The sequence below is a fragment of the Candidatus Sodalis sp. SoCistrobi genome (genome assembly GCF_900143145.1).
Lineage (GTDB): Bacteria > Pseudomonadota > Gammaproteobacteria > Enterobacterales > Enterobacteriaceae > SoCistrobi.
In genome coordinates, this window is record NZ_FRDB01000028.1 from 1 (window position 1) to 18311 (window position 18311).

An 18311-nucleotide genomic window follows, 5' to 3' on the forward strand; every position below is an offset into this window, starting at 1 on the left:
AAGGAGGTAAAGTAGGCATCTGCGCGGCAATGCGAAAATTACTCCAATTAGCTTATGGTGTCTTAAAATCTGGAATACCCTTCGATGAAAATATAGCTCTTGCATCATGATGAGCAAGACGGTATCTGATGTGTAGATACCTATGCGCTCAAGGCGGCGGACTCGCGTAATCTACCGGGGTTACAACGTATCAGTGAGATCTGGCAGCAGGCAGTAGACGCCGGCCATGGCGAAAGCGATATCTCGGTCATCTATCGCTATTTGGCTTCCTAAGCCCGCGCTAACAGAAGCATCAACCGGCCGGCGGCCGGTTTTTTTATGCGCGCTTTACCCACCCCGATGCCCGCGCCAAGGCTGAAGTGAAATGGCAGCGGTTTCCTGCTATTGACTATTGTCGTAGGCATTAGGCACTCACTCGACCTGTCTCCCGTTGCGAGCATTACCCTCATAGCCGCTGCAGCGCCAAGGCGCAAACCTTGACCAACGCGCGCGTCCGCTCTGTTTCGCCGCTATTGCTCCTCATGCCGCAGCACGCGCGGCAGTTTGGCCGTCGTCGCCCCCTGCAGCACTAGCGCCCGCCGTTGGCCCCAAGGCATCAGCCCAGTTTTTACTTATAATTAGCAGAACAAATAATAATTATACCACTTTTTATGAGAATTTATAATTACGATTCATTCTAATTGTTCGTTTGCCCGTCGAGCTTCCCTTTATAGCGGCGGGGTCATTTCTCCAAATGCAGGAGGTTTGCTATGATGGACATCCGCTGCTCGCGTTTTGCCAGCGTCATCCCCCCCTACCTTTTAGAACGCATCATGGAAAAAGGGAATGAGCATCAGCGCTTGTTTGCGCGCCATACCCTCACCCACGTGCATAACCTAATGGGCCGCACGCCAGCGGTTGCACAACAGTCACACGCGCAACCGCCGGGAAAGATCAAACGTACGATATATGATGCCCGCAACAGTATGAATCTGCCCGGTGTAAAAGTGCGGCAGGAAGGACAATCGTCGGGGAAGGATGTGGCGGTTGATGAAGCTTATGACTATTTGGGCGTCACATACGATTTTTATTGGCGGGTATTTAAGCGTAACTCGCTGGATGCAAAAGGATTGCCGCTGGTCGGTACCGTTCATTACGGTAGTGCTTATCAAAATGCGTTCTGGGATGGGGAGCGAATGGTGTTCGGCGATGGCGATGGCGATGGCGAGATCTTTAACCGTTTCACAATTGCGCTTGATGTCGTGGCTCATGAGTTGACCCATGGCGTAACGGAACATGAAGCCAACCTAATTTACTTTGAACAGGCGGGATCGCTGAATGAATCGCTTTCCGATGTCTTTGGTTCCTTGGTAAAACAATACCATATGCAACAAACCGCGCAACAGGCGGATTGGTTTATCGGCGCGGGTTTGTTGGCCGACGGAGTCCAGGGCAAAGGGCTGCGCTCCATGTCGGCTCCCGGCACCGCCTATGATGATCCGGTGCTGGGCAAGGATCCGCAGCCGGCAGACATGGCCAACTTCGTCCACACCCGCCAAGATAATGGCGGCGTCCATCTTAATTCCGGCATCCCCAATCGTGCCTTCTACCTGACGGCTATCGCCCTGGGCGGCAATGCCTGGGAAAAGGCCGGCACCATCTGGTACGCTACGCTGACGGATAAAAAACTGCTGCAGAACGCCAGCTTTGCTGATTTCGCGCGACTGACCGTGAGTCATGCTCTAGAGCAATTCGACGCGGAAACCGGCGAGGTTGTCGAGAACGCCTGGCGGCAGGTGGGTGTCTTAACGTAAGGGGGGTCGGTTCGGCGGGAAATTGTCGCAGCCCCCGGGAGGACAGCATGGGCAGAATACCTGTTTTGGATAACCATACCGTGATTGCACTATCGCGGGAGGGCGGCTTCGCCTTTATTCCCGCGCTAACGGGTCAGCAGCGTTTCGTGCTAGGGGATTTGCCGCCGCCTGAACGCGAAAGGTTATGCGCCCTCATCAACCGGGCGGCGCCGCTGGCTCAGCCGCCCCGCGGCGATAGCGCGCCGGGACGCGGCGACCAGCGTTACTTTCGTATCCAGATCTTTTATCGCGCTGACGGCGCAGCCGGCGCAAACGAGCTGGAGTTACTGGTGCCGGAACAAAATGCGCCGCCCGAGCTGCAGACGTTGTGGCGTCACGGACAATTGGACGACGTTCCGCCGGCACCCCATGACCCGACCTAGCAGGTGACGAGCGTCAGCGTCACCCGTTTTTTAGCGATGAGGCCGTCGCCGTGGGGGCAAAAATAGTCCACCGCGCCGCAGGCTTTCAAGATCTCGAGCGGCTGCCCGCAGGCGGGACAATGCAGCTTATTGCCCGCCGTGACCAGCGGCTGTTGGCAAATCTCACAGTGTGCCATGTCCATCACGCTTATTTGTTTTTCTTGATGTGACTCATCAGCCGCTTGCGTTTACGCAGCTGCGTCGGTGTCAGGGTATTGCGCCGCCCGGCGAAGGGGTTGGTGGCCTCGTTAAACTGAATGCGGATCGTCGTACCCATTATCTCCAGCGAACGGCGGAAATAGTTCATCAAATAGCGCTTATAGGTATCCGGCAAATCTTTCACCTGCGTACCGTGGATCACCACGATCGGTGGGTTGTAGCCACCGGCATGGGCATATTTGGGTTTAACGCGGCGACCGCGCACCAGCGGCGGCTGATGTTCGTCCACCGCCATGCGCATGATGCGGGTCAGAAGCGCAGTGCTCACCCGCTTGGTGGCACATTGGTAGGCTTCATTCACCGATTCAAACAGATTGCCGACGCCGCTGCCGTGCAGGGCCGAGATGAAATGCACGCGGGCAAAATCGATAAAGCCGAGACGATGATCCAGCGCTTCTTTCACCTCGTCACGCGTCTCGCTGGACAGGCCATCCCATTTATTGACCGCAATGACCAGCGAGCGGCCACTGTTGAGGATAAAACCCAACAGCGACAAATCCTGATCGGAAATGCCTTCACGGGCATCGATGACCAGCAATACGACATTGGCATCTTCGATAGCCTGCAGCGTTTTGATGACGGAGAATTTCTCGACGGTTTCCGTGACTTTGCCGCGCTTGCGCACGCCGGCGGTATCGATCAGGACATACTCCCGCTCGTCGCGTACCATGGGAATATAAATACTGTCGCGGGTGGTGCCGGGCATGTCAAAGACCACCACGCGCTCTTCGCCGAGAATGCGGTTGGTGAGCGTGGATTTACCGACATTGGGACGCCCGACGATGGCAAGCTTTATCGGCAGCGATTGCGGATCAAAAGGCTCCTCTTCTTCTTCCCGCGCCAGCGCCTCGGCCTCGTCGTCAGGCCAGGGCGCAAATTCGTCCTCGTCGTCCGCCTCCGCCGCCGGCAAACCATCGCTTACCAGCGGCAGCAGAACCTGCTCTAGCAAACTGTTGATGCCGCGCCCGTGCGAGGCGGCGATCGGAAAGATCTCCCCCATGCCCAGGGAATAAAAATCCCCCACCGCGCTGTCGGCGTCGATCCCGTCGGTTTTATTGGCGACAATCACCGTGGTTTTCTCGCGGCTGCGCAGATGCCTGGCAATCCCTTTATCGGCCGCCATCAGCCCGGCGCGTCCGTCCACCATGAACAGCACGATGTCGGCCTCTTCAATCGCCACCAGCGACTGGCCGGCCATGCGGGTTTCCACCCCTTCCTCAGTGCCATCAATACCGCCGGTATCAATAACGATAAATTCATGGCCTTCCCATTCGGCACGACCATACTTGCGGTCACGCGTCAGCCCCGGAAAATCCGCCACTAGCGCATCACGAGTGCGCGTTAGTCGATTAAATAAAGTGGATTTTCCTACATTCGGGCGCCCGACCAGCGCGACGACAGGTATCATTATTACAACCTCATCAGGTAAAAAACGGCAAAACTGCACAGGAGCGATTATATAAGACAAAACGGCTCCTGAACATGTCAGGAGCCGTTGCGGCAAGCGCGTATCCAGCTACCGGCGCCGGATGATAGCACGCCTTAGCGGGTAATGGCGTAAACCTCGCCATTTTTTGCCTGCACGATAAGTTTATCGCCGGCAACAATAGGAGCACCCAGCAGCCCGGCGCTATCCACTTTTTGCTGAGCGACGAACCGGCCATCATCGGTGTTGATCCAATGCAGGTAGCCTTCCGAGTCGCCGGTGACTATGTAGCCATTATACAGCACCGGCGAGGTCAGGTTACGGTGCAGCAGCTCGCTCTGACGCCAAACGATGACCCCGCCCTGGGTTTCTACCGCAATAACGCGGTCATTTTGATCCACCAGGTAAATCCGGCCGCCGTCCACCAGCAGATTGGTTACCGAACCGATTTCCCGCGACCACATCACCTGGCCGGAGCGCAGATCCAGCGCCGCAAGGTTGCCGTTGTAGGCCAGGGCGTACACGACGCCGTTCACCACGACCGGCGTGGTCTGCACATCGTTGATGCGGGCGATTTCGGTGGCGCCGCTCGGCTGCGAGATACGCTGCTGCCAAATCAGCTGGCCCTGATTGATCATGACCGCACTGACCCGGCCGTTATCACCGCCCACAATCGCGGCGCCAAACGCCGTCGTCGGCGAGGATTCGCCGCGCAGCGTCAGCGGCGGCACATCTAGGTTGACGGTCCATTTTACCGCGCCGTCGGCCTCGTTTAGCGCCTGTAACATGCCGTTGCTGGTATGGACAAGCACCACACCATCGCTGACCAACGGCGTAGACAGGGCCTCGCCGGCGACCGTCGCTTCCCAGGCGACGCTGCCGTCTTCGGCGTCTAGCGCGTAAACCTTGGCCAGCTCGCTGCCCACGTACACCCGCGAGCCCGCCGCCGCTACGCCGCCGGAAAGCTGTGCCGGGCGATTGCGCGAGAAGAAACCGGTATGGATGGAAAGGTTGGTCGACCAAATCTCTTTGCCGCTGTCCACATCCAGCGCTTTCACCACGCCACGGCGATCCGCCGCGAAGACGCGGGCATCCAGCCAGGCGGGGTGCAAGTTGGAGTAGTATTCGCCGGAACCGCTACCGACCGAGCGGCTCCATACCGTCGTTGGTTGAAATTGATTGTCCACTTTGGGCAGCGGCGACATGGTGACTACGTCTTCTTCGCCGCTGAACCACGCGCACCCGCTGAGCAGGGTGACCGATAACAGTCCTACAAACATCGTCTTACGCAATTGCATGGGGTCCCTCTCAGCTGGACAGATTATTCAGTTTCATACGCACCAGCGCCTGCGGCGCGCCGGACTGCAGCGCTTTTTCATAAGCGGCGCGCGCGGCCTGTTGATCGCCTTTGATCACTTGCGCATCGCCACGGGTATCCTCCGCCAGCGCCGTCCATCCCTGCTCCTTCACGCCGTCGAGGGTTTTCAACGCGCCATCGACGTTTTTCTGCTGCAATTGCACGCGCGCCAGCCGCAGATTGATAAGCGATTGCAGATTGGCCTCGCGGGTCTGGCCGAGCGCTTTTTGCAACTGCTTCTCCGCGGCCGGGAAATCGCCCCGCTCGGCGAATTGACGCGCCAGCCCCATCGAGGTCAGCGCGCCATAGTTATTGTCGTTGGCGTCGGCGAAATGCTGCGCGGCGTCCAGCTGCGGTTGGGCCGCCTGGCCGCTCAGACCGGCGTTCACCGGCTGCCAGGCGCTTGATGCCGCCATCATGGCGTCGTTGTGGTGATTGTGCCAGTAACGCCAGCCCACCAGAGCGCCAACGCCGAGCACGACGCCTATCGCCAGCGCCTTGCCGTTATCGACAAAAAAACGGCGCAGCGCGTCGCGCTGTTCGTTATCAGTGCTGTAGACTTCCACGGTGCCCTTCTCCTTAACCTAAAATCGATGCCAGCCGCGCGGCGACATCGCTCTGCGCCAGCGTTTCCTGGTTACCCGTGGCCAGATCCTTCACCACTACCTGCCCCGCCGCCGCTTCGCTTTCTCCCAGAACCAGCGCGACGCGAGCGCCGTGCTTGTCGGCACGGCCAAATTGTTTTTTGAAACTACCGCCGCCGTAATTGGTCATCAGCCGCAGGGAAGGCAGCGCATCACGCAACTGCTCCGCCAGCCGCAGCGCCTCACGCTGCACGCCGTCCCCGGCCGCCACCAGATAGGCATCCACACGCGCTGCGGCGGCGAAATCCGGGTTGACCGCCTGCACCAGCAGCAGCACCAGCCGCTCCAGCCCCATGGCGAAGCCCACGGCGGGGGTGGCGCGACCGCCCAGCTGTTCCACCAGACCATCGTAGCGGCCGCCGCCGCAAACGGTGCCCTGCGACCCCAAACGGGTGGTTACCCACTCGAACACTGTCCGGTTGTAATAATCCAGGCCGCGCACCAAACGCGGATTAACCGTATATGGGATGCCGGCCAGGTCTAAAAGTTCACACAGACCGGAAAAGTGGGCCTGAGAATCTTCATCAAGATAATCGGTCAGAACCGGTGCGTCGTTGAGCAGCGCCTGAATATCGGGGTTCTTGGTGTCCAATACCCGCATCGGATTGGTGTGCATGCGTCGGCGGCAATCTTCATCCAGGCGGTCTTCATGCTGGCGCAAAAACGCCACCAGCGCCTCGCGGTAGCGTGCGCGCGCCTCCAGCGAACCGATGGAATTCAGCTCCAGCGCCACATGTTCCTGGATACCCAACGCACGCCACCAGCGGGCGGTCAGCAAAATAAGCTCGGCGTCAACATCCGGTCCTTGCTGACCAAATACCTCGGCGCCCATCTGGTGGAACTGACGGTAGCGGCCTTTCTGTGGACGCTCATAGCGAAACATCGGCCCCACATACCATAACCGCTGTTCCTGATTGTACAGCAAACCGTGTTCAATGCCGGCGCGTACGCAGCCGGCGGTGCCCTCAGGACGCAGGGTCAGGCTGTCGCCGTTGCGATCGGCGAAGCTGTACATCTCTTTTTCCACCACATCGGTGACTTCACCGATAGCCCGCTGGAACAGCGGGGTCTGCTCGACGATCGGCAGGCGGATTTCACTGTAGCCGTAGCTGGCCAGCACGTCTTTGAGTGTCCCTTCCACGCGCTGCCAGAATGCCGTCTCTTCCGGCAAATAGTCGTTCATGCCGCGAATGGCCTGGATGTTCTTTGCCATGTCGAATCTCTACCTGTGTTATTTTTCTATCAGATTGACCGTGATGCGATTATTCTCGTCCAGCATCGCCGCTTTCGCGCGGATACGGGCCTCTAATTGGTCGATCATCAGTTCATTATCGAAACGCTCGCGCTGGCGAACGCCGTCTTCGTAGTAGCCGCTTTTGTTATGGCCGCCGGTCACACCCAGCGTGGACACCAGCGCTTCGCCGGGACCATTCACCACACAGCCGATAATGGACACATCCATTGGCGTGACGATGTCCTCCAGCCGCTGCTCCAGGGCATTGACGGTGCCGATAACATCAAATTCCTGGCGCGAACACGTCGGGCAGGCGATGAAGTTGATGCCGCGGGCGCGAATACGCAGCGATTTTAAAATGTCGAAACCGACCTTTACTTCCTCAACCGGGTCCGCCGCCAGCGAGATGCGCAGCGTATCGCCGATGCCTTCGCTTAACAGCAGGCCAAGACCAATGGCTGATTTCACCGCCCCGCTACGGGCGCCGCCGGCCTCGGTGATACCCAGATGCAACGGCTGATCGATGCGCGAGGCCAAAAGACGGTAGGATTGCACCGCCAGGAACACGTCGGAGGCTTTCACGCTGACCTTGAACGTATCGAAATTGAGCCGGTCAAGGATGTCCACATGGCGCATGGCCGATTCCAATAAGGCCTCCGGCGTGGGTTCGCCATACTTTTCCTGTAGATCACGCTCAAGGGAGCCGGCGTTAACGCCGATGCGAATCGGAATATTATTATCGCGCGCGCAATCCACCACGGAACGGATACGCCCCTCGTTGCCGATGTTGCCGGGATTGATACGCAAACAGTCAACGCCATATTCGGCGACTTTCAGCGCGATGCGATAATCGAAATGGATATCCGCCACCAGCGGAACAGCGACCTGCTGTTTGATAAGTTTGAACGCTTCGGCGGCGTCCATGGTGGGCACCGACACACGCACGATATCAACACCGACGCGCTCAAGCGCCTGTATCTGTTGCACCGTCGCCGCGACATCGGTGGTACGGGTGTTGGTCATTGACTGCACCGCAATGGGGGCGCCGTCACCTACCGGCACCTTGCCGACGTAAATACGCTTCGATTTTCGACGGGTTATGGGTGCGGAATTATGCATTGATCTTTCTCCAACCTTGCCGACTGGCTTTACTCTTTACTGGGCGGCCACGGTCAGTCGCGCAACCTGATTTGACCGGATGAACCGGCTCAGATCCACCGGCTTGCCCTGATACTGAACCTGCACCGCGGCAGGGGCACCGATTTTTAATTTGTACGGCGCCTGGCCGGTGAGATTCAGCCTGCCGCCGCTATGCTGTGTACCGCTGAAAAGCTTCTTGCCGCCGGCATCAAACACTTCCAGCCAGCAGTCGCCGGTAAAATTCATCACCAGCGTATTGCCGTCGGCATCAGCGGCGCCGGTCTCCGGTGCGGCGGGCGCTGTCGGCGCGGCCGCGCTTTGCGCCGCTGAGGGGCTGACCACCGCCGGCGACGTTCTGCCGGCGGTCTGGCCGGCGATGTCAGGGGCGGGCACTGCGCTTGCGGGTGATGAAGACGGCGCCGCGGACGGCGCGCCAGTATCCGCCTCGGCCGGCTGATCCGCCGGCGGCTGGCCGACGTCGTCCGCGCCATCGCCAAGCGGTACCGAGGTGGCATCTTCCCCCCGCGATAACTGGGCGGAGGATTGATCGGCCATGTTGGCGATATCCTGCTGCTGGGCCTGATGATTTTGCCACCACCAGGCGCCCGTCAGACCAATCACCACAAACAGGATAAGCCAGGTGAACCCCATCAGCCAGCCGTCGCGCTTCTTGCGGGTCTTGCCCAGCGAAAAGCTCTGCATCGGCGCCACCTTCGAGGCCTTTATCGGCGCCTGCTTGGCCATCATTGGCGTTAGTTCTTCTTCAGAAATGTGCACCAGGCGCGCATAAGAGCGGATATAGCCGCGCAGAAACGTCGAGGCGAGATTGGGATTAACGTGATCGTCTTCGATATCCCGCACTGTGGACACCTTCAGACACAGCCGCTCGGCCACCGCCTGCTGGCTTAATCCCATATTTTCGCGGGCTTGACGCAGTCGTCCGCCCGTGGTGGTTGATGCTTGATCTTGCAGGGCTTCAGTATTCATTAGCTAAGAATTGCTGGTACTGTTCGGATTGTGGAAAACTTCGCGCAAGCCGTGTGCCATAACGTTGCACGTCATTCGGCCGGTTGGCTAACGCAGCGAAACGAATCTGTAACCATAAACTTTCGGCGCTGGCCGGAAGCACATGTTGGTAAATATCCAAAAGCCGCTGCGCTCTGTCCGCTCGACCCGCCGTTAATTGCCGGTTCGCTTCAGACACCAGCGCCACGCCTTTTTCAGGATCATACTTCAGCGCACGCGAGAGCAAGGTACGCGCCTGTGCATCGTCCCCTGACGTGAAAAAACAGTAGCCGGCGCTCTCCAGACTATCGGCCACCTCACTATAATCCGCCGATTGCGCAGCAGCGGCAAACTGCTGTTGCGCCGGTACATACTGCCCTAAACCACATAAAAACGCACCGTAATTATTCAGAACTTCGCTGTTTTGCGGCGCCAGTTTTAAGGCCAGGCGATAGCGGTTCTCCGCGGCGGCGGTTTCGCCGATCCGCTGCTCGTACTGCGCCATACCGAGCTGGGTCCGGTAATCGTCGGGCGCGGCTTTCACCGCCATCGACAGATTCTGCCGGGCGGCATCCAGATTACCCGCCGCCAAATAGGCCATCCCCAGTTGCAAGCGCGTGGGAGCGGATTGCGGCGTCGCCTGTGGTAACGGCGCGTCGCCCTGCGCCTGCCGGCTATCGCCGGCACAACCGCCCAAAAGAGCGATGATAACTGCCACTCCACCCATCCGAATCAGCTTCATGCCGGTTCCCGTTTCAGTCGCGTTATTTCCATTAACGTGGGTCAAAGGCCAGCGCCAACGCTTGCCATCAAACCGCCTTCACCGCAATTGATTCGCCGTTCATACGTTTACGCAGGGTACGCTTGGTACGGTCGATCACCTCTCCCGCCAGTTGCCCACAGGCGGCATCGATATCGTCGCCGCGCGTTTTACGCACAATAGTCGTAAACCCGTAGCCCATCAGCACCTTGGCGAAACGGTCTACCCGGCTATTGGAACTGCGGCCGTAAGGGGCGCCGGGGAACGGGTTCCAGGGAATAAGGTTAATCTTGCACGGCGTATCTTTTAAACATTCCGCCAGTTGATGCGCGTGCTCGGTCCCGTCGTTGATGTGATCGAGCATGACATATTCCACCGTCACGCGGCCCTGATTGGCGTTGGATTTGTCAAGATAACGGCGCACCGCCGACAGGAAGGTTTCGATATTGTACTTGCGGTTAATCGGCACAATTTCGTCGCGAATGGTATCGTTCGGCGCATGGAGCGAGATAGCCAGCGCCACGTCTATCATATCGCCAAGCTTCTCCAGGGCCGGCACGACGCCGGAGGTGGACAGCGTGACGCGCCGCTTGGACAGCCCGAAGCCGAAATCGTCCAGCATAATCTCCATTGCCGGCACCACATTGGTGAGGTTGAGCAGCGGCTCGCCCATGCCCATCATGACCACATTGGTGATGGGACGCTGGCCGGTGACCTTGGCGGCGCCGATGATCTTCGCCGCGCGCCAAACCTGGCCGATAATTTCCGACACCCGGAGATTACGGTTGAAGCCCTGCTGCGCGGTGGAGCAGAAAGTGCATTGTAGCGCGCAACCGACCTGGGAGGAGACGCACAGCGTGGCGCGATCGTCCTCGGGGATGTAGACCGTCTCGACCTGCTGGTCGCCCACCTTGATGGCCCATTTGATGGTGCCGTCGGCGGAGCGCTGCTCCTCGGCGACTTCCGGCGCGCGGATTTCCGCCAGCGCTTTCAGCCTGGCGCGTAAATGCTTGTTGATGTCCGTCATCTGATCAAAATCATCGCAGCAATAGTGATACATCCATTTCATCACCTGATCGGCGCGGAAAGGTTTTTCCCCCAGCGATGAAAAAAACTCGCGCAGCTGCTGGCGGTTCATATCAAGCAGGTTCAATTTTTGCTGGGCTGCGGGCGCAGGGAAAGCGGACGCTGCCGCACGGGTGAAAGTTCAGACAACACTTGTTCAGACATCATTTTGTTGCAAGCCTCGTTATTACACGTTATTACACGTTATGGCGCGAAATACATAAAGAAATGCCCCGGCCGAGTGCGGATAACCACCTCATCCGGGGCGCATTGGACACTGATTTTAGCGCAGAGCTGCCTGGCTTAAAAGGTGAAGCAGGCCTTTTTTCTCTGTTGTGCGGCAAGGATTAGCGAATACGGGCGCAAACTTCGCCATCGGCAAAGAAATAAGCGATTTCGCGCGCGGCAGATTCAGCGGAATCCGAACCGTGCACCGCGTTCTCGGTAAAGCTGTCGGCATAATCAGCACGCAGGGTGCCGGCCAGAGCATTGGCCGGGTTGGTGGCGCCCATGATTTCACGATTGCGACGCACGGCGTCTTCGCCTTCCAGTACCTGCACCAGGATGGGGCCGGAGATCATAAAATCCACCAGGCTATCGAAGAAAGGCTTGCCTTTATGTTCGGCATAGAACCCTTCCGCCTGTTCACGGGTCAGCTGGAGCATTTTCGCGCCAACCACGGTCAGCCCGGTGCTTTCAAAACGCTGCAGAATGGCACCGATGACGTTTTTGGCCACGGCGTTCGGCTTGATAATGGAAAAGGTGCGTTCGATGGTCATAAGAACCTCTAGGTGGTTTTTGTTATGGCCGCGCTAATTCGCTGTTACGTCGGCCGGTGCAAGTGGCGCAGATTATAGGGGCGCGGGGCGCGCTCCGCTACCTTTAAAAATAACATTTCATTAAAAAAAACGCCCCGCGTCGAGGGCGCCCTGCCTGCGCCGCGCCGCACGGCTCCCATTGGTGCACCCTGCGCCATCCGCAGCCACCCCGTCTTGATGCCAACGGAAAAAAAACCGACAATGCCTGTCATGCGATGGCGCCGGCACAATGCCCGACGCACGCCGAGACGGAGCCTATGATGACCCAATCGTTATTCGTTACCCAAGCCTGGCTGCAGCAACATCTCGATGATCCCCAAGTACGTATTCTGGACGCGCGCATGCTGCCGCCCGGTTATCAGGGGCCGCGTGAAAGTGTTGCCGAATTTCACGCGGGCCATCTGCCCGGTGCAGTATTTTTCGATATAGAGGCCTTGTCCGATAGCGCCACTCCCCTGCCGCATATGCTGACATCCCCGGCGCAGTTTGCCCGCGATATGGGCGCGCTCGGCGTTAGCGACGCACACCACTGCGTCATTTACGACGACGGTTCATTGTTTTCTGCCCCGCGCGCCTGGTGGATGCTGCAAACCAGCGGCGTCCGGCAGGTGTCGCTGCTGGCGGGAGGGCTGGACGGGTGGCGGCGTGCCTGCCTGCCGCTGGAAGAAGGGCAACCGGCGCCCGCGCCGCAAACATTTACCCCGCGTATCTCGGCCAATCGGGTGCGTTCACTCGACGACATCCGCCGTATCAGCACCGACGGCTCGGCGCAAATTGTCGATGCCCGCCCCGCCGCGCGCTTTCGCGGCGAGGCGCCGGAGCCCCGCCCCGGCCTGCTGCGCGGTCATATCCCCGGCAGCCTGAATTTACCCTGGAATCAGTTGGTGCAAGACGGGCAGCTAAAGCCCCTGCAGGTGCTGGCAGAACAACTACGCCAGGCGGGCATTGACCCCGGGCTGCCGATCGTTGCCAGTTGCGGCTCCGGCGTCACCGCGGCGGTGGCGGTGCTGGCTCTCACGGCGCTGGGCGCGCAGGACATCAGCCTGTATGACGGCTCCTGGAGCGAATGGGGCGCCCGTAGCGATACACCCATCGCCGACGTCAAATAACGCTCGGTGGCATTGCGGTTCAAGCGCCGGCATTACATAACGCTCGGTGGCGAGCGGCTCAAGCGCCGGCATTAAATGACCCTCGGTGGCGAGCGGCTCAAGCGCCGGCACCAAATAACGCTCGGCAGCATAGCGGCTCAAGCGCCGGCATTAAATGACCCTCGGTGGCGAGCGGCTCAAGCGCCGGCACCCAATAACGCTCGGTGGCATAGCGACTCAAGCGCCGGGCTGCTCGTTGGTGGGTTTGACCGCGAAGCGTCGGACGAACCGCAGCGGCCGTGGCGCCACTCCTGCGCCACTGCCCTCCGTCGGCGTAAAGCGATTGTTTTAGCCCTATCGACGCCTGGGGTGGATAGCTAGGACTGGACACCGCCTTTAACCGATCGTAGCCAGCTGCCCCAGCGCCGTTCGTAAAACGGGGTGATATGATGGAGGAAATAATGGCTGATGCCCGCCTCACCCTCTTCCACCAGGCAAATATCCACCGGCAGTTCGTCCGGCGCGGTATCGGTTGCCACCTGCCCTGTTGCCTGAATGGCCTCCTCGGCGTCGCTGTCGCACTCCAGACCGATTAGCCAATGCGGCTCTTGCTCCGCATCGTCCCGCACCTGGACCAGGAAGGCCCGCCGCACTTGCTTATATTGCGTAAATAAAGCAGTCAGCGAGTCCACCATCTGTGCCGGCATGTCTTCAGGCTCGCTGAGGGTCATTCGCGTTTCCCCCTCCATAACCTGCCGTTCTGTCAACGCGTCACCGTCGTTGCTCAACAGGGCCGCCACTTCATCGGGCGCGAAAGATTTGCCGTAAGGCAGCTTGGGATTGAGAAATAGCTCCGCGCCGGCGGTCATGGCAAACAACGTGCGCACCGGCAGCGCGACGAAAGGCTGGGGACCCGCCACGGCCCTTTCCAGCGCGGCCACCGAGGTAAAAAAGGGGATGGCGGAGCCACCATCTTGTTTTTCCCAATGCTGTAACGTGACCGGCGATGCGCCGTCGCGCGCGGCGCCGGCTATCCAATCAGCGCCGGCTTCGCCCGGCACATATACCGTCGCGGCCAGCAACAGTTTGAAAAAAGCCGGGCGATAAGCCGGCTCGCCGGCGGCGCGCTGCAGCGCCTGCTCCAGCGCGTTATCTTGTGAGGTCGTCATACTTTGCAATTCCAGGCGCCGCCTGAGCGGCCATCATGTCAAGCGGATGATCGGCCCGCGCGCGGGCTGTTACGGCCATAGAGGCGACAGGCGCATTGACGGGCATCGGCATCAGTCCTGCGCCCGCGCCAGCAGCAGATTGGCCAGCGTACGTACGCCCAGCCCGGTCGCGCCGGCGGACCATTGATCTACCGCGCCTTTACGGTAGGTGGCGGAGCAGTCAATGTGTAGCCAGCCCTGACGATAATTATCCACGAAATGGGATAAAAACGCCGCGGCAGTACTGGCGCCCGCGCTGTGCGCGCCGCCCGCTACATTGCTCATATCGGCAAAATTGGACGGCAGATGCTGACGGTGGAACTCCGCCAGCGGCAGACGCCAGAAGGGTTCATTCTCTTCGCTGGCGCTTTGCATCAGCGCCGCCACCAAGGCATCATCGAAGCTGAACAACGCATGATAATCATTGCCCAGCGCGGTTTTTGCGGCGCCGGTCAGGGTGGCGCAATCGATAATCAGCTGCGGCTTGGCCGCACTGGCGTCAATAAGCCCGTCCGCCAATACCAGGCGGCCTTCCGCATCGGTGTTCATCACTTCCACCGACTTGCCATTACGATAACGGATGATATCGCCCAGTTTGAAGGCGTTGCCGCTCACCATATTGTCGGCACAGCACAGAATCAGCCGCACCCGTTTGTTCAGGCCGCGGCTGATGGCAAGCGCCAGCGCCCCGGTCAGCGTGGCGGCGCCGCCCATATCGGACTTCATGGAATCCATAAAACTGCTGCCCTTCAGGCTGTAACCGCCGGTATCGAAGGTTATCCCTTTACCCACCAGACAAGCCAGCACCGGCGTCTGCGCGTCGCCGCCGGGATTGTAGTCCAACGTCAGCAATACCGGCTGGCGATCGGAGCCGCGGCCGACGGTATGCAACCCCATATACTGGTTATCAAACAGGTCGTCGGCTTTCATAATGCGATAGCTGATGGCATCTTCAGCCACGGCAGACATGATATCCACCGCGCGCTGCGCCAACTGTTCCGGGCCGAGCTCTTCCGCCGGGGTATTGATAGTGTGACGCACCCAGTCAACGATTTGCAGCCGGCTTTCCAGCTCCTTTTGCGCCGCCTCGGGCAGCGTCGGCCATGTCACATGGCGCTCGCCTTTAGGCGCGCGATAGCCTTGCCAGAACGCCCAGCAGCGCGCCAGATCCCACGTGTCTCCCACCAGCGCGACCCGCTTTATCCCTTGTCCGTCAATTTTGCGTCCCGCGCGCTGAAGGGCGCTTAACACGTCATCACCCGTCAAATGGATGGTCATTCCACGCTCATCGGCGCTCAATAACGCTTTTTCACCCCAGCGCGCCTCGGCGGGCGCGGTGGAAAGCGTGAGCTGCATCGCTTCGGTCATCATGAGACTGCTCCAATAATTTAGGGTAGTAATGCCGTCTGTACGTATCCGGTACAGTGGGGTGTCATCGCGGTTCCCGTCCGCCAGGTTGGCCTGACCGCCTGCTATTGTGTTTCATCTAACCATACACTCACGGCCGCCGCCAGCAGTTTTTCTTCCGGCGCGGGCAACTGGCGGGAAAAGCAGCGGCGGGGTTATGGTCGTTGAAACCGATGACAGAAAAATGACAAATTCGTCCCGTAGAGTCTTGGCCGCGCGTGCCGCTACGCTGGCGGTTTAACCCCAACGACCACGCCCGCGGTGGCAAAATCGGGGGACGGAAAACGGCTCCTCGACGGATCGGCAGCGCCGACTGTTTGAGGCAACGCGGGATAGAGGCGCTGCCGTCTCTTGGCGTCAATATCTGCACGCAATAGCGCAGTCGGAGAAAGGTGACGCTACCTGCGTAAACTAACGCCGCCGGGATTAACCATGGCGCAGCTAAGCTGCAACGCCGCCGGCATAAACTTAAGCGCAGCGAAGCCACGAAGCCGCCGGCCTAAACTGGAGCGCAGCGAAGCCAAGACGACGCCGGCCTAAACTGGAGCGCAGCGAAGCCACGACGCCGCCGGCCTAAACTGGAGCGTAGCGAAGCCACGACGCCGCCGGCCTAAACTTAAGCGCAGCGAGGCGGCGACGCCTGTGCACTGCCCAGCGCCGCCTGCATTATGGCTTAGCGTTGCACCCAGTTCGCGGCGCCGGCGGCGCAGTGCGGCGCGACCTCACGCAGCCGCGCAATGGCCGTTTGGGTCTGGCTGATGGCGTAGTCTATTTCTTCAGAGGTGGTAAAGCGCCCTAAAGAGAAGCGGATGGAGCTGTGGGCAAGCTCTTCATCGAGCCCCATCGCGCGCAGCACATAGGACGGCTCTAGGCTGGCGGAGGTGCAGGCGGAACCCGTTGACACCGCCAGATCCTTTAGCGCCATGATAAGCGATTCGCCGTCAACGTCGCGAAAGCTGACGTTCAGCACCGTCGCCACGCCCTGATCCAGGTCGCCATTGACCGCCACCCCGCCAATCTGTTGCAGTCCCTGCCACAATCGATCACGCAAATCGCGCAGGCGCGGCATTTCACTCGCCAGTGCCTGCGCCGCGAGGTGATAGGCCTCCCCCATCCCGACAATTTGATGTACCGGCAGCGTCCCGGAGCGCATTCCGCGCTCGTGGCCGCCGCCGTGGATTTGCGCCTCGATCCGTACCCGCGGCGTGCGGCGCACGAACAGCCCGCCGATGCCTTTCGGCCCATACACTTTATGGCCGCTGAACGACATCAGATCCACCGGCAAGGTGGCCAGATCGATGGGCAATTTCCCGACGCTTTGGGTGGCGTCCACATGCAACAGCACCCCGCGCTCGCGGCACAGTGCGCCGAACGCCGCGATATCCTGAATCACGCCGGTTTCATTGTTGACATGCATCAACGACACCAGAATCGTATCATCACGCAGCGCATCGCTTAACTGCTGTGGCGTAACAATGCCGTTCGCCGGCGGCACCAGCCAGTTGACACTGAAACCGTCTTGCTCCAATTGCCGGCAGGTGTCCAATACCGCCTTATGTTCGGTTACAGCGGTAATAATATGGCGACCTTTGGCACGGCAGGCGTGAGCGGCCCCTTTAAGAGCCAGATTATCGGACTCGGTGGCGCCGGAAGTGAAAACGATTTCGCGGGGGTCGGCCCCAATTAGGGCGGCGATGTGATTACGGGCGATATCAACGGCTTCCTCTGCCTGCCAGCCATAGCGGTGGGAGCGGGAAGCCGGATTACCGAAAATACCGTCCAGCGTAAGATGCTGCATCATCTTCTCCGCTACCCGCGGGTCAACCGGCGTGGTGGCAGAGTAATCAAGATAAATCGGTAATTTCATGAAGCGTTAACTCCGGGCATCAAAAACAGCGGATGCCCTTATTGTACTCAAGCGCGCAGGTTGACGTTAATCGTTTCCTGCGGTCGACCGTTGGCAAGCGGACGGCGGGTGTCGTTGTCCTGGCGATCGGCGACGTCAAGGATCTCTTCATTACTCACCAGTTCGGCCAGGGTGATGTTGTTAAGAAACTCGCTGATGCGCACGCTGAGATCGCGCCAGAGGGTATGGGTCAGGCAGCGGTCGCCGCCTTGGCAGCCTTCTTTACCCTGGCAGCGGGTGGCGTCTACCGAATCATCCACGGCGGTGATAATCGCGCCAACGGCAATCTTATCAGAGTCCCGACCCAGTAAATAGCCGCCGCCGGGTCCCCGCACGCTGGCCACCAGTTCATGCTTGCGCAGGCGGGAAAACAGCTGTTCCAAATAGGAAAGGGAAATGCCCTGGCGCTCGGAAATTTCGGCGAGCGGCACAGGCCCGTTACCGGAGTGCAGGGCGACATCAAGCATTGCGGTGACCGCATAGCGGCCTTTGGAAGTCAGTCTCATGATCAGAATACCGGTGGAAATAACGTAGCAAAAGTCTGCCATTCCCGACTAAATTAGTCAACTATTTAACCGAGTAATTTGCTCAAGTATTTATTCCCTTTCCGACGGCAAGGGTTCTTACGCCTGACGGCGCAATCCTGCCCCAATAAGCATAGGTATCTACACATTTATCGTGATACCTGTTATTACTTTGCAGAATGATTTCAACCTATCTGTTGGCGGGATTGACTCTCGCCTTACCCGCCGATATCAGACGCTGGTTAAACAGCATATG

Annotated in this window: 17 protein-coding genes and 1 pseudogene; 4 read left to right on the forward strand and 14 right to left on the reverse strand. The window is 59.3% G+C overall.

The features are described 5' to 3' along the window. The 3 genes and pseudogenes from CINSTRO3249_RS16410 to CINSTRO3249_RS03480 form a co-directional block, all read left to right on the forward strand. Positions 1-110, forward strand: a pseudogene (locus CINSTRO3249_RS16410) (IS110 family transposase); the annotation flags it as partial. A 639-nt stretch (positions 111-749) separates the two neighbouring features. Then, positions 750-1793: a M4 family metallopeptidase gene (locus tag CINSTRO3249_RS03475; RefSeq protein WP_371441363.1), complete on the forward strand. Its 1044-nt coding sequence runs from the start codon at positions 750-752 to the stop codon at positions 1791-1793. A 47-nt stretch (positions 1794-1840) separates the two neighbouring features. Beyond that, a complete protein-coding gene (locus CINSTRO3249_RS03480; protein ID WP_125933109.1) occupies positions 1841-2215 on the forward strand; it encodes a protealysin inhibitor emfourin in 375 nt (124 codons plus the stop codon). Here the strand turns inward: CINSTRO3249_RS03480 and CINSTRO3249_RS03485 are convergent. The 10 genes from CINSTRO3249_RS03485 to ndk form a co-directional block, all read right to left on the reverse strand. After that, positions 2212-2397 carry a YfgJ family double zinc ribbon protein gene (locus CINSTRO3249_RS03485; protein WP_074012203.1) on the reverse strand — a complete coding sequence of 62 codons (186 nt, stop codon included), beginning with the start codon at positions 2395-2397 and terminating at the stop codon, positions 2212-2214. The two genes, CINSTRO3249_RS03480 and CINSTRO3249_RS03485, sit on opposite strands and share 4 nt — an antisense overlap. 5 nt (positions 2398-2402) lie before the next feature. After that, positions 2403-3881 (reverse strand): ribosome biogenesis GTPase Der, encoded by a 1479-nt coding sequence (der, locus tag CINSTRO3249_RS03490; RefSeq protein WP_074012219.1) that lies wholly within the window; start codon positions 3879-3881, stop codon positions 2403-2405. Between the two features lie 134 nt (positions 3882-4015). Next, positions 4016-5197: an outer membrane protein assembly factor BamB gene (gene bamB / locus CINSTRO3249_RS03495; protein WP_074012204.1), complete on the reverse strand. Its 1182-nt coding sequence runs from the start codon at positions 5195-5197 to the stop codon at positions 4016-4018. Positions 5198-5207: 10 nt separating this feature from the next. Next, on the reverse strand, positions 5208-5822 hold the full coding sequence (locus CINSTRO3249_RS03500; protein ID WP_074012205.1) for a YfgM family protein: 615 nt from the start codon (positions 5820-5822) through the stop codon (positions 5208-5210). A gap of 13 nt (positions 5823-5835) precedes the next feature. After that, entirely contained in the window at positions 5836-7113 is a 1278-nt protein-coding gene (gene hisS / locus CINSTRO3249_RS03505) for a histidine--tRNA ligase (protein WP_074012206.1), read from the reverse strand. Between the two features lie 18 nt (positions 7114-7131). Next, complete coding sequence (gene ispG, locus CINSTRO3249_RS03510) at positions 7132-8253, reverse strand: flavodoxin-dependent (E)-4-hydroxy-3-methylbut-2-enyl-diphosphate synthase (RefSeq protein ID WP_074012207.1); 1122 nt, start codon at positions 8251-8253, stop codon at positions 7132-7134. A 36-nt stretch (positions 8254-8289) separates the two neighbouring features. Then, positions 8290-9261 (reverse strand): cytoskeleton protein RodZ, encoded by a 972-nt coding sequence (gene rodZ, locus CINSTRO3249_RS03515; protein ID WP_074012208.1) that lies wholly within the window; start codon positions 9259-9261, stop codon positions 8290-8292. Further along, on the reverse strand, positions 9251-10021 hold the full coding sequence (gene pilW, locus CINSTRO3249_RS03520; RefSeq protein ID WP_074012209.1) for a type IV pilus biogenesis/stability protein PilW: 771 nt from the start codon (positions 10019-10021) through the stop codon (positions 9251-9253). The genes rodZ and pilW overlap by 11 nt, the downstream gene beginning before the upstream one ends. A 67-nt stretch (positions 10022-10088) precedes the next feature. Next, positions 10089-11192: a dual-specificity RNA methyltransferase RlmN gene (locus tag CINSTRO3249_RS03525; protein ID WP_074012210.1), complete on the reverse strand. Its 1104-nt coding sequence runs from the start codon at positions 11190-11192 to the stop codon at positions 10089-10091. Positions 11193-11451: 259 nt separating this feature from the next. Beyond that, positions 11452-11883: a nucleoside-diphosphate kinase gene (gene ndk / locus CINSTRO3249_RS03530; RefSeq protein ID WP_074012211.1), complete on the reverse strand. Its 432-nt coding sequence runs from the start codon at positions 11881-11883 to the stop codon at positions 11452-11454. 299 nt (positions 11884-12182) lie between these two features. Here ndk and sseA point away from each other — a divergent pair, with 299 nt between their 5' ends. Beyond that, positions 12183-13031 (forward strand): 3-mercaptopyruvate sulfurtransferase, encoded by an 849-nt coding sequence (gene sseA / locus CINSTRO3249_RS03540; protein WP_074012220.1) that lies wholly within the window; start codon positions 12183-12185, stop codon positions 13029-13031. A 356-nt stretch (positions 13032-13387) separates the two neighbouring features. Here sseA and sseB read toward each other — a convergent pair whose 3' ends face one another. The 4 genes from sseB to iscR all read right to left on the reverse strand — a co-directional run bounded on the left by sseB (position 13388) and on the right by iscR (position 18037). Further along, positions 13388-14179, reverse strand: a complete 792-nt coding sequence (gene sseB / locus CINSTRO3249_RS03545; RefSeq protein ID WP_074012213.1) for an enhanced serine sensitivity protein SseB — start codon at positions 14177-14179, stop codon at positions 13388-13390. A 111-nt stretch (positions 14180-14290) separates the two neighbouring features. Continuing rightward, entirely contained in the window at positions 14291-15589 is a 1299-nt protein-coding gene (pepB, locus tag CINSTRO3249_RS03550; RefSeq protein WP_074012214.1) for an aminopeptidase PepB, read from the reverse strand. Between the two features lie 709 nt (positions 15590-16298). Further along, on the reverse strand, positions 16299-17492 hold the full coding sequence (locus CINSTRO3249_RS03555) for an IscS subfamily cysteine desulfurase (protein ID WP_074012215.1): 1194 nt from the start codon (positions 17490-17492) through the stop codon (positions 16299-16301). A gap of 47 nt (positions 17493-17539) precedes the next feature. Continuing rightward, entirely contained in the window at positions 17540-18037 is a 498-nt protein-coding gene (iscR, locus tag CINSTRO3249_RS03560) for a Fe-S cluster assembly transcriptional regulator IscR (RefSeq protein ID WP_074012216.1), read from the reverse strand. Positions 18038-18311 lie beyond the last annotated feature (274 nt).

Excerpts from the sequence above, each read along its gene's own strand:
- CINSTRO3249_RS03475 (WP_371441363.1), top strand. The coding sequence starts at position 750 with ATGATGGACATCCGCTGCTCGCGTTTTGCCAGCGTCATCCCCCCCTAC.
- CINSTRO3249_RS03480 (WP_125933109.1), top strand. The coding sequence starts at position 1,841 with ATGGGCAGAATACCTGTTTTGGATAACCATACCGTGATTGCACTATCG.
- CINSTRO3249_RS03485 (WP_074012203.1), bottom strand. The coding sequence starts at position 2,397 with ATGGACATGGCACACTGTGAGATTTGCCAACAGCCGCTGGTCACGGCG.
- der (WP_074012219.1), bottom strand. The coding sequence starts at position 3,881 with ATGATACCTGTCGTCGCGCTGGTCGGGCGCCCGAATGTAGGAAAATCC.
- bamB (WP_074012204.1), bottom strand. The coding sequence starts at position 5,197 with ATGCAATTGCGTAAGACGATGTTTGTAGGACTGTTATCGGTCACCCTG.
- hisS (WP_074012206.1), bottom strand. The coding sequence starts at position 7,113 with ATGGCAAAGAACATCCAGGCCATTCGCGGCATGAACGACTATTTGCCG.
- ispG (WP_074012207.1), bottom strand. The coding sequence starts at position 8,253 with ATGCATAATTCCGCACCCATAACCCGTCGAAAATCGAAGCGTATTTAC.
- rodZ (WP_074012208.1), bottom strand. The coding sequence starts at position 9,261 with ATGAATACTGAAGCCCTGCAAGATCAAGCATCAACCACCACGGGCGGA.
- pilW (WP_074012209.1), bottom strand. The coding sequence starts at position 10,021 with ATGAAGCTGATTCGGATGGGTGGAGTGGCAGTTATCATCGCTCTTTTG.
- ndk (WP_074012211.1), bottom strand. The coding sequence starts at position 11,883 with ATGACCATCGAACGCACCTTTTCCATTATCAAGCCGAACGCCGTGGCC.
- sseA (WP_074012220.1), top strand. The coding sequence starts at position 12,183 with ATGACCCAATCGTTATTCGTTACCCAAGCCTGGCTGCAGCAACATCTC.
- sseB (WP_074012213.1), bottom strand. The coding sequence starts at position 14,179 with ATGACGACCTCACAAGATAACGCGCTGGAGCAGGCGCTGCAGCGCGCC.
- pepB (WP_074012214.1), bottom strand. The coding sequence starts at position 15,589 with ATGATGACCGAAGCGATGCAGCTCACGCTTTCCACCGCGCCCGCCGAG.
- CINSTRO3249_RS03555 (WP_074012215.1), bottom strand. The coding sequence starts at position 17,492 with ATGAAATTACCGATTTATCTTGATTACTCTGCCACCACGCCGGTTGAC.
- iscR (WP_074012216.1), bottom strand. The coding sequence starts at position 18,037 with ATGAGACTGACTTCCAAAGGCCGCTATGCGGTCACCGCAATGCTTGAT.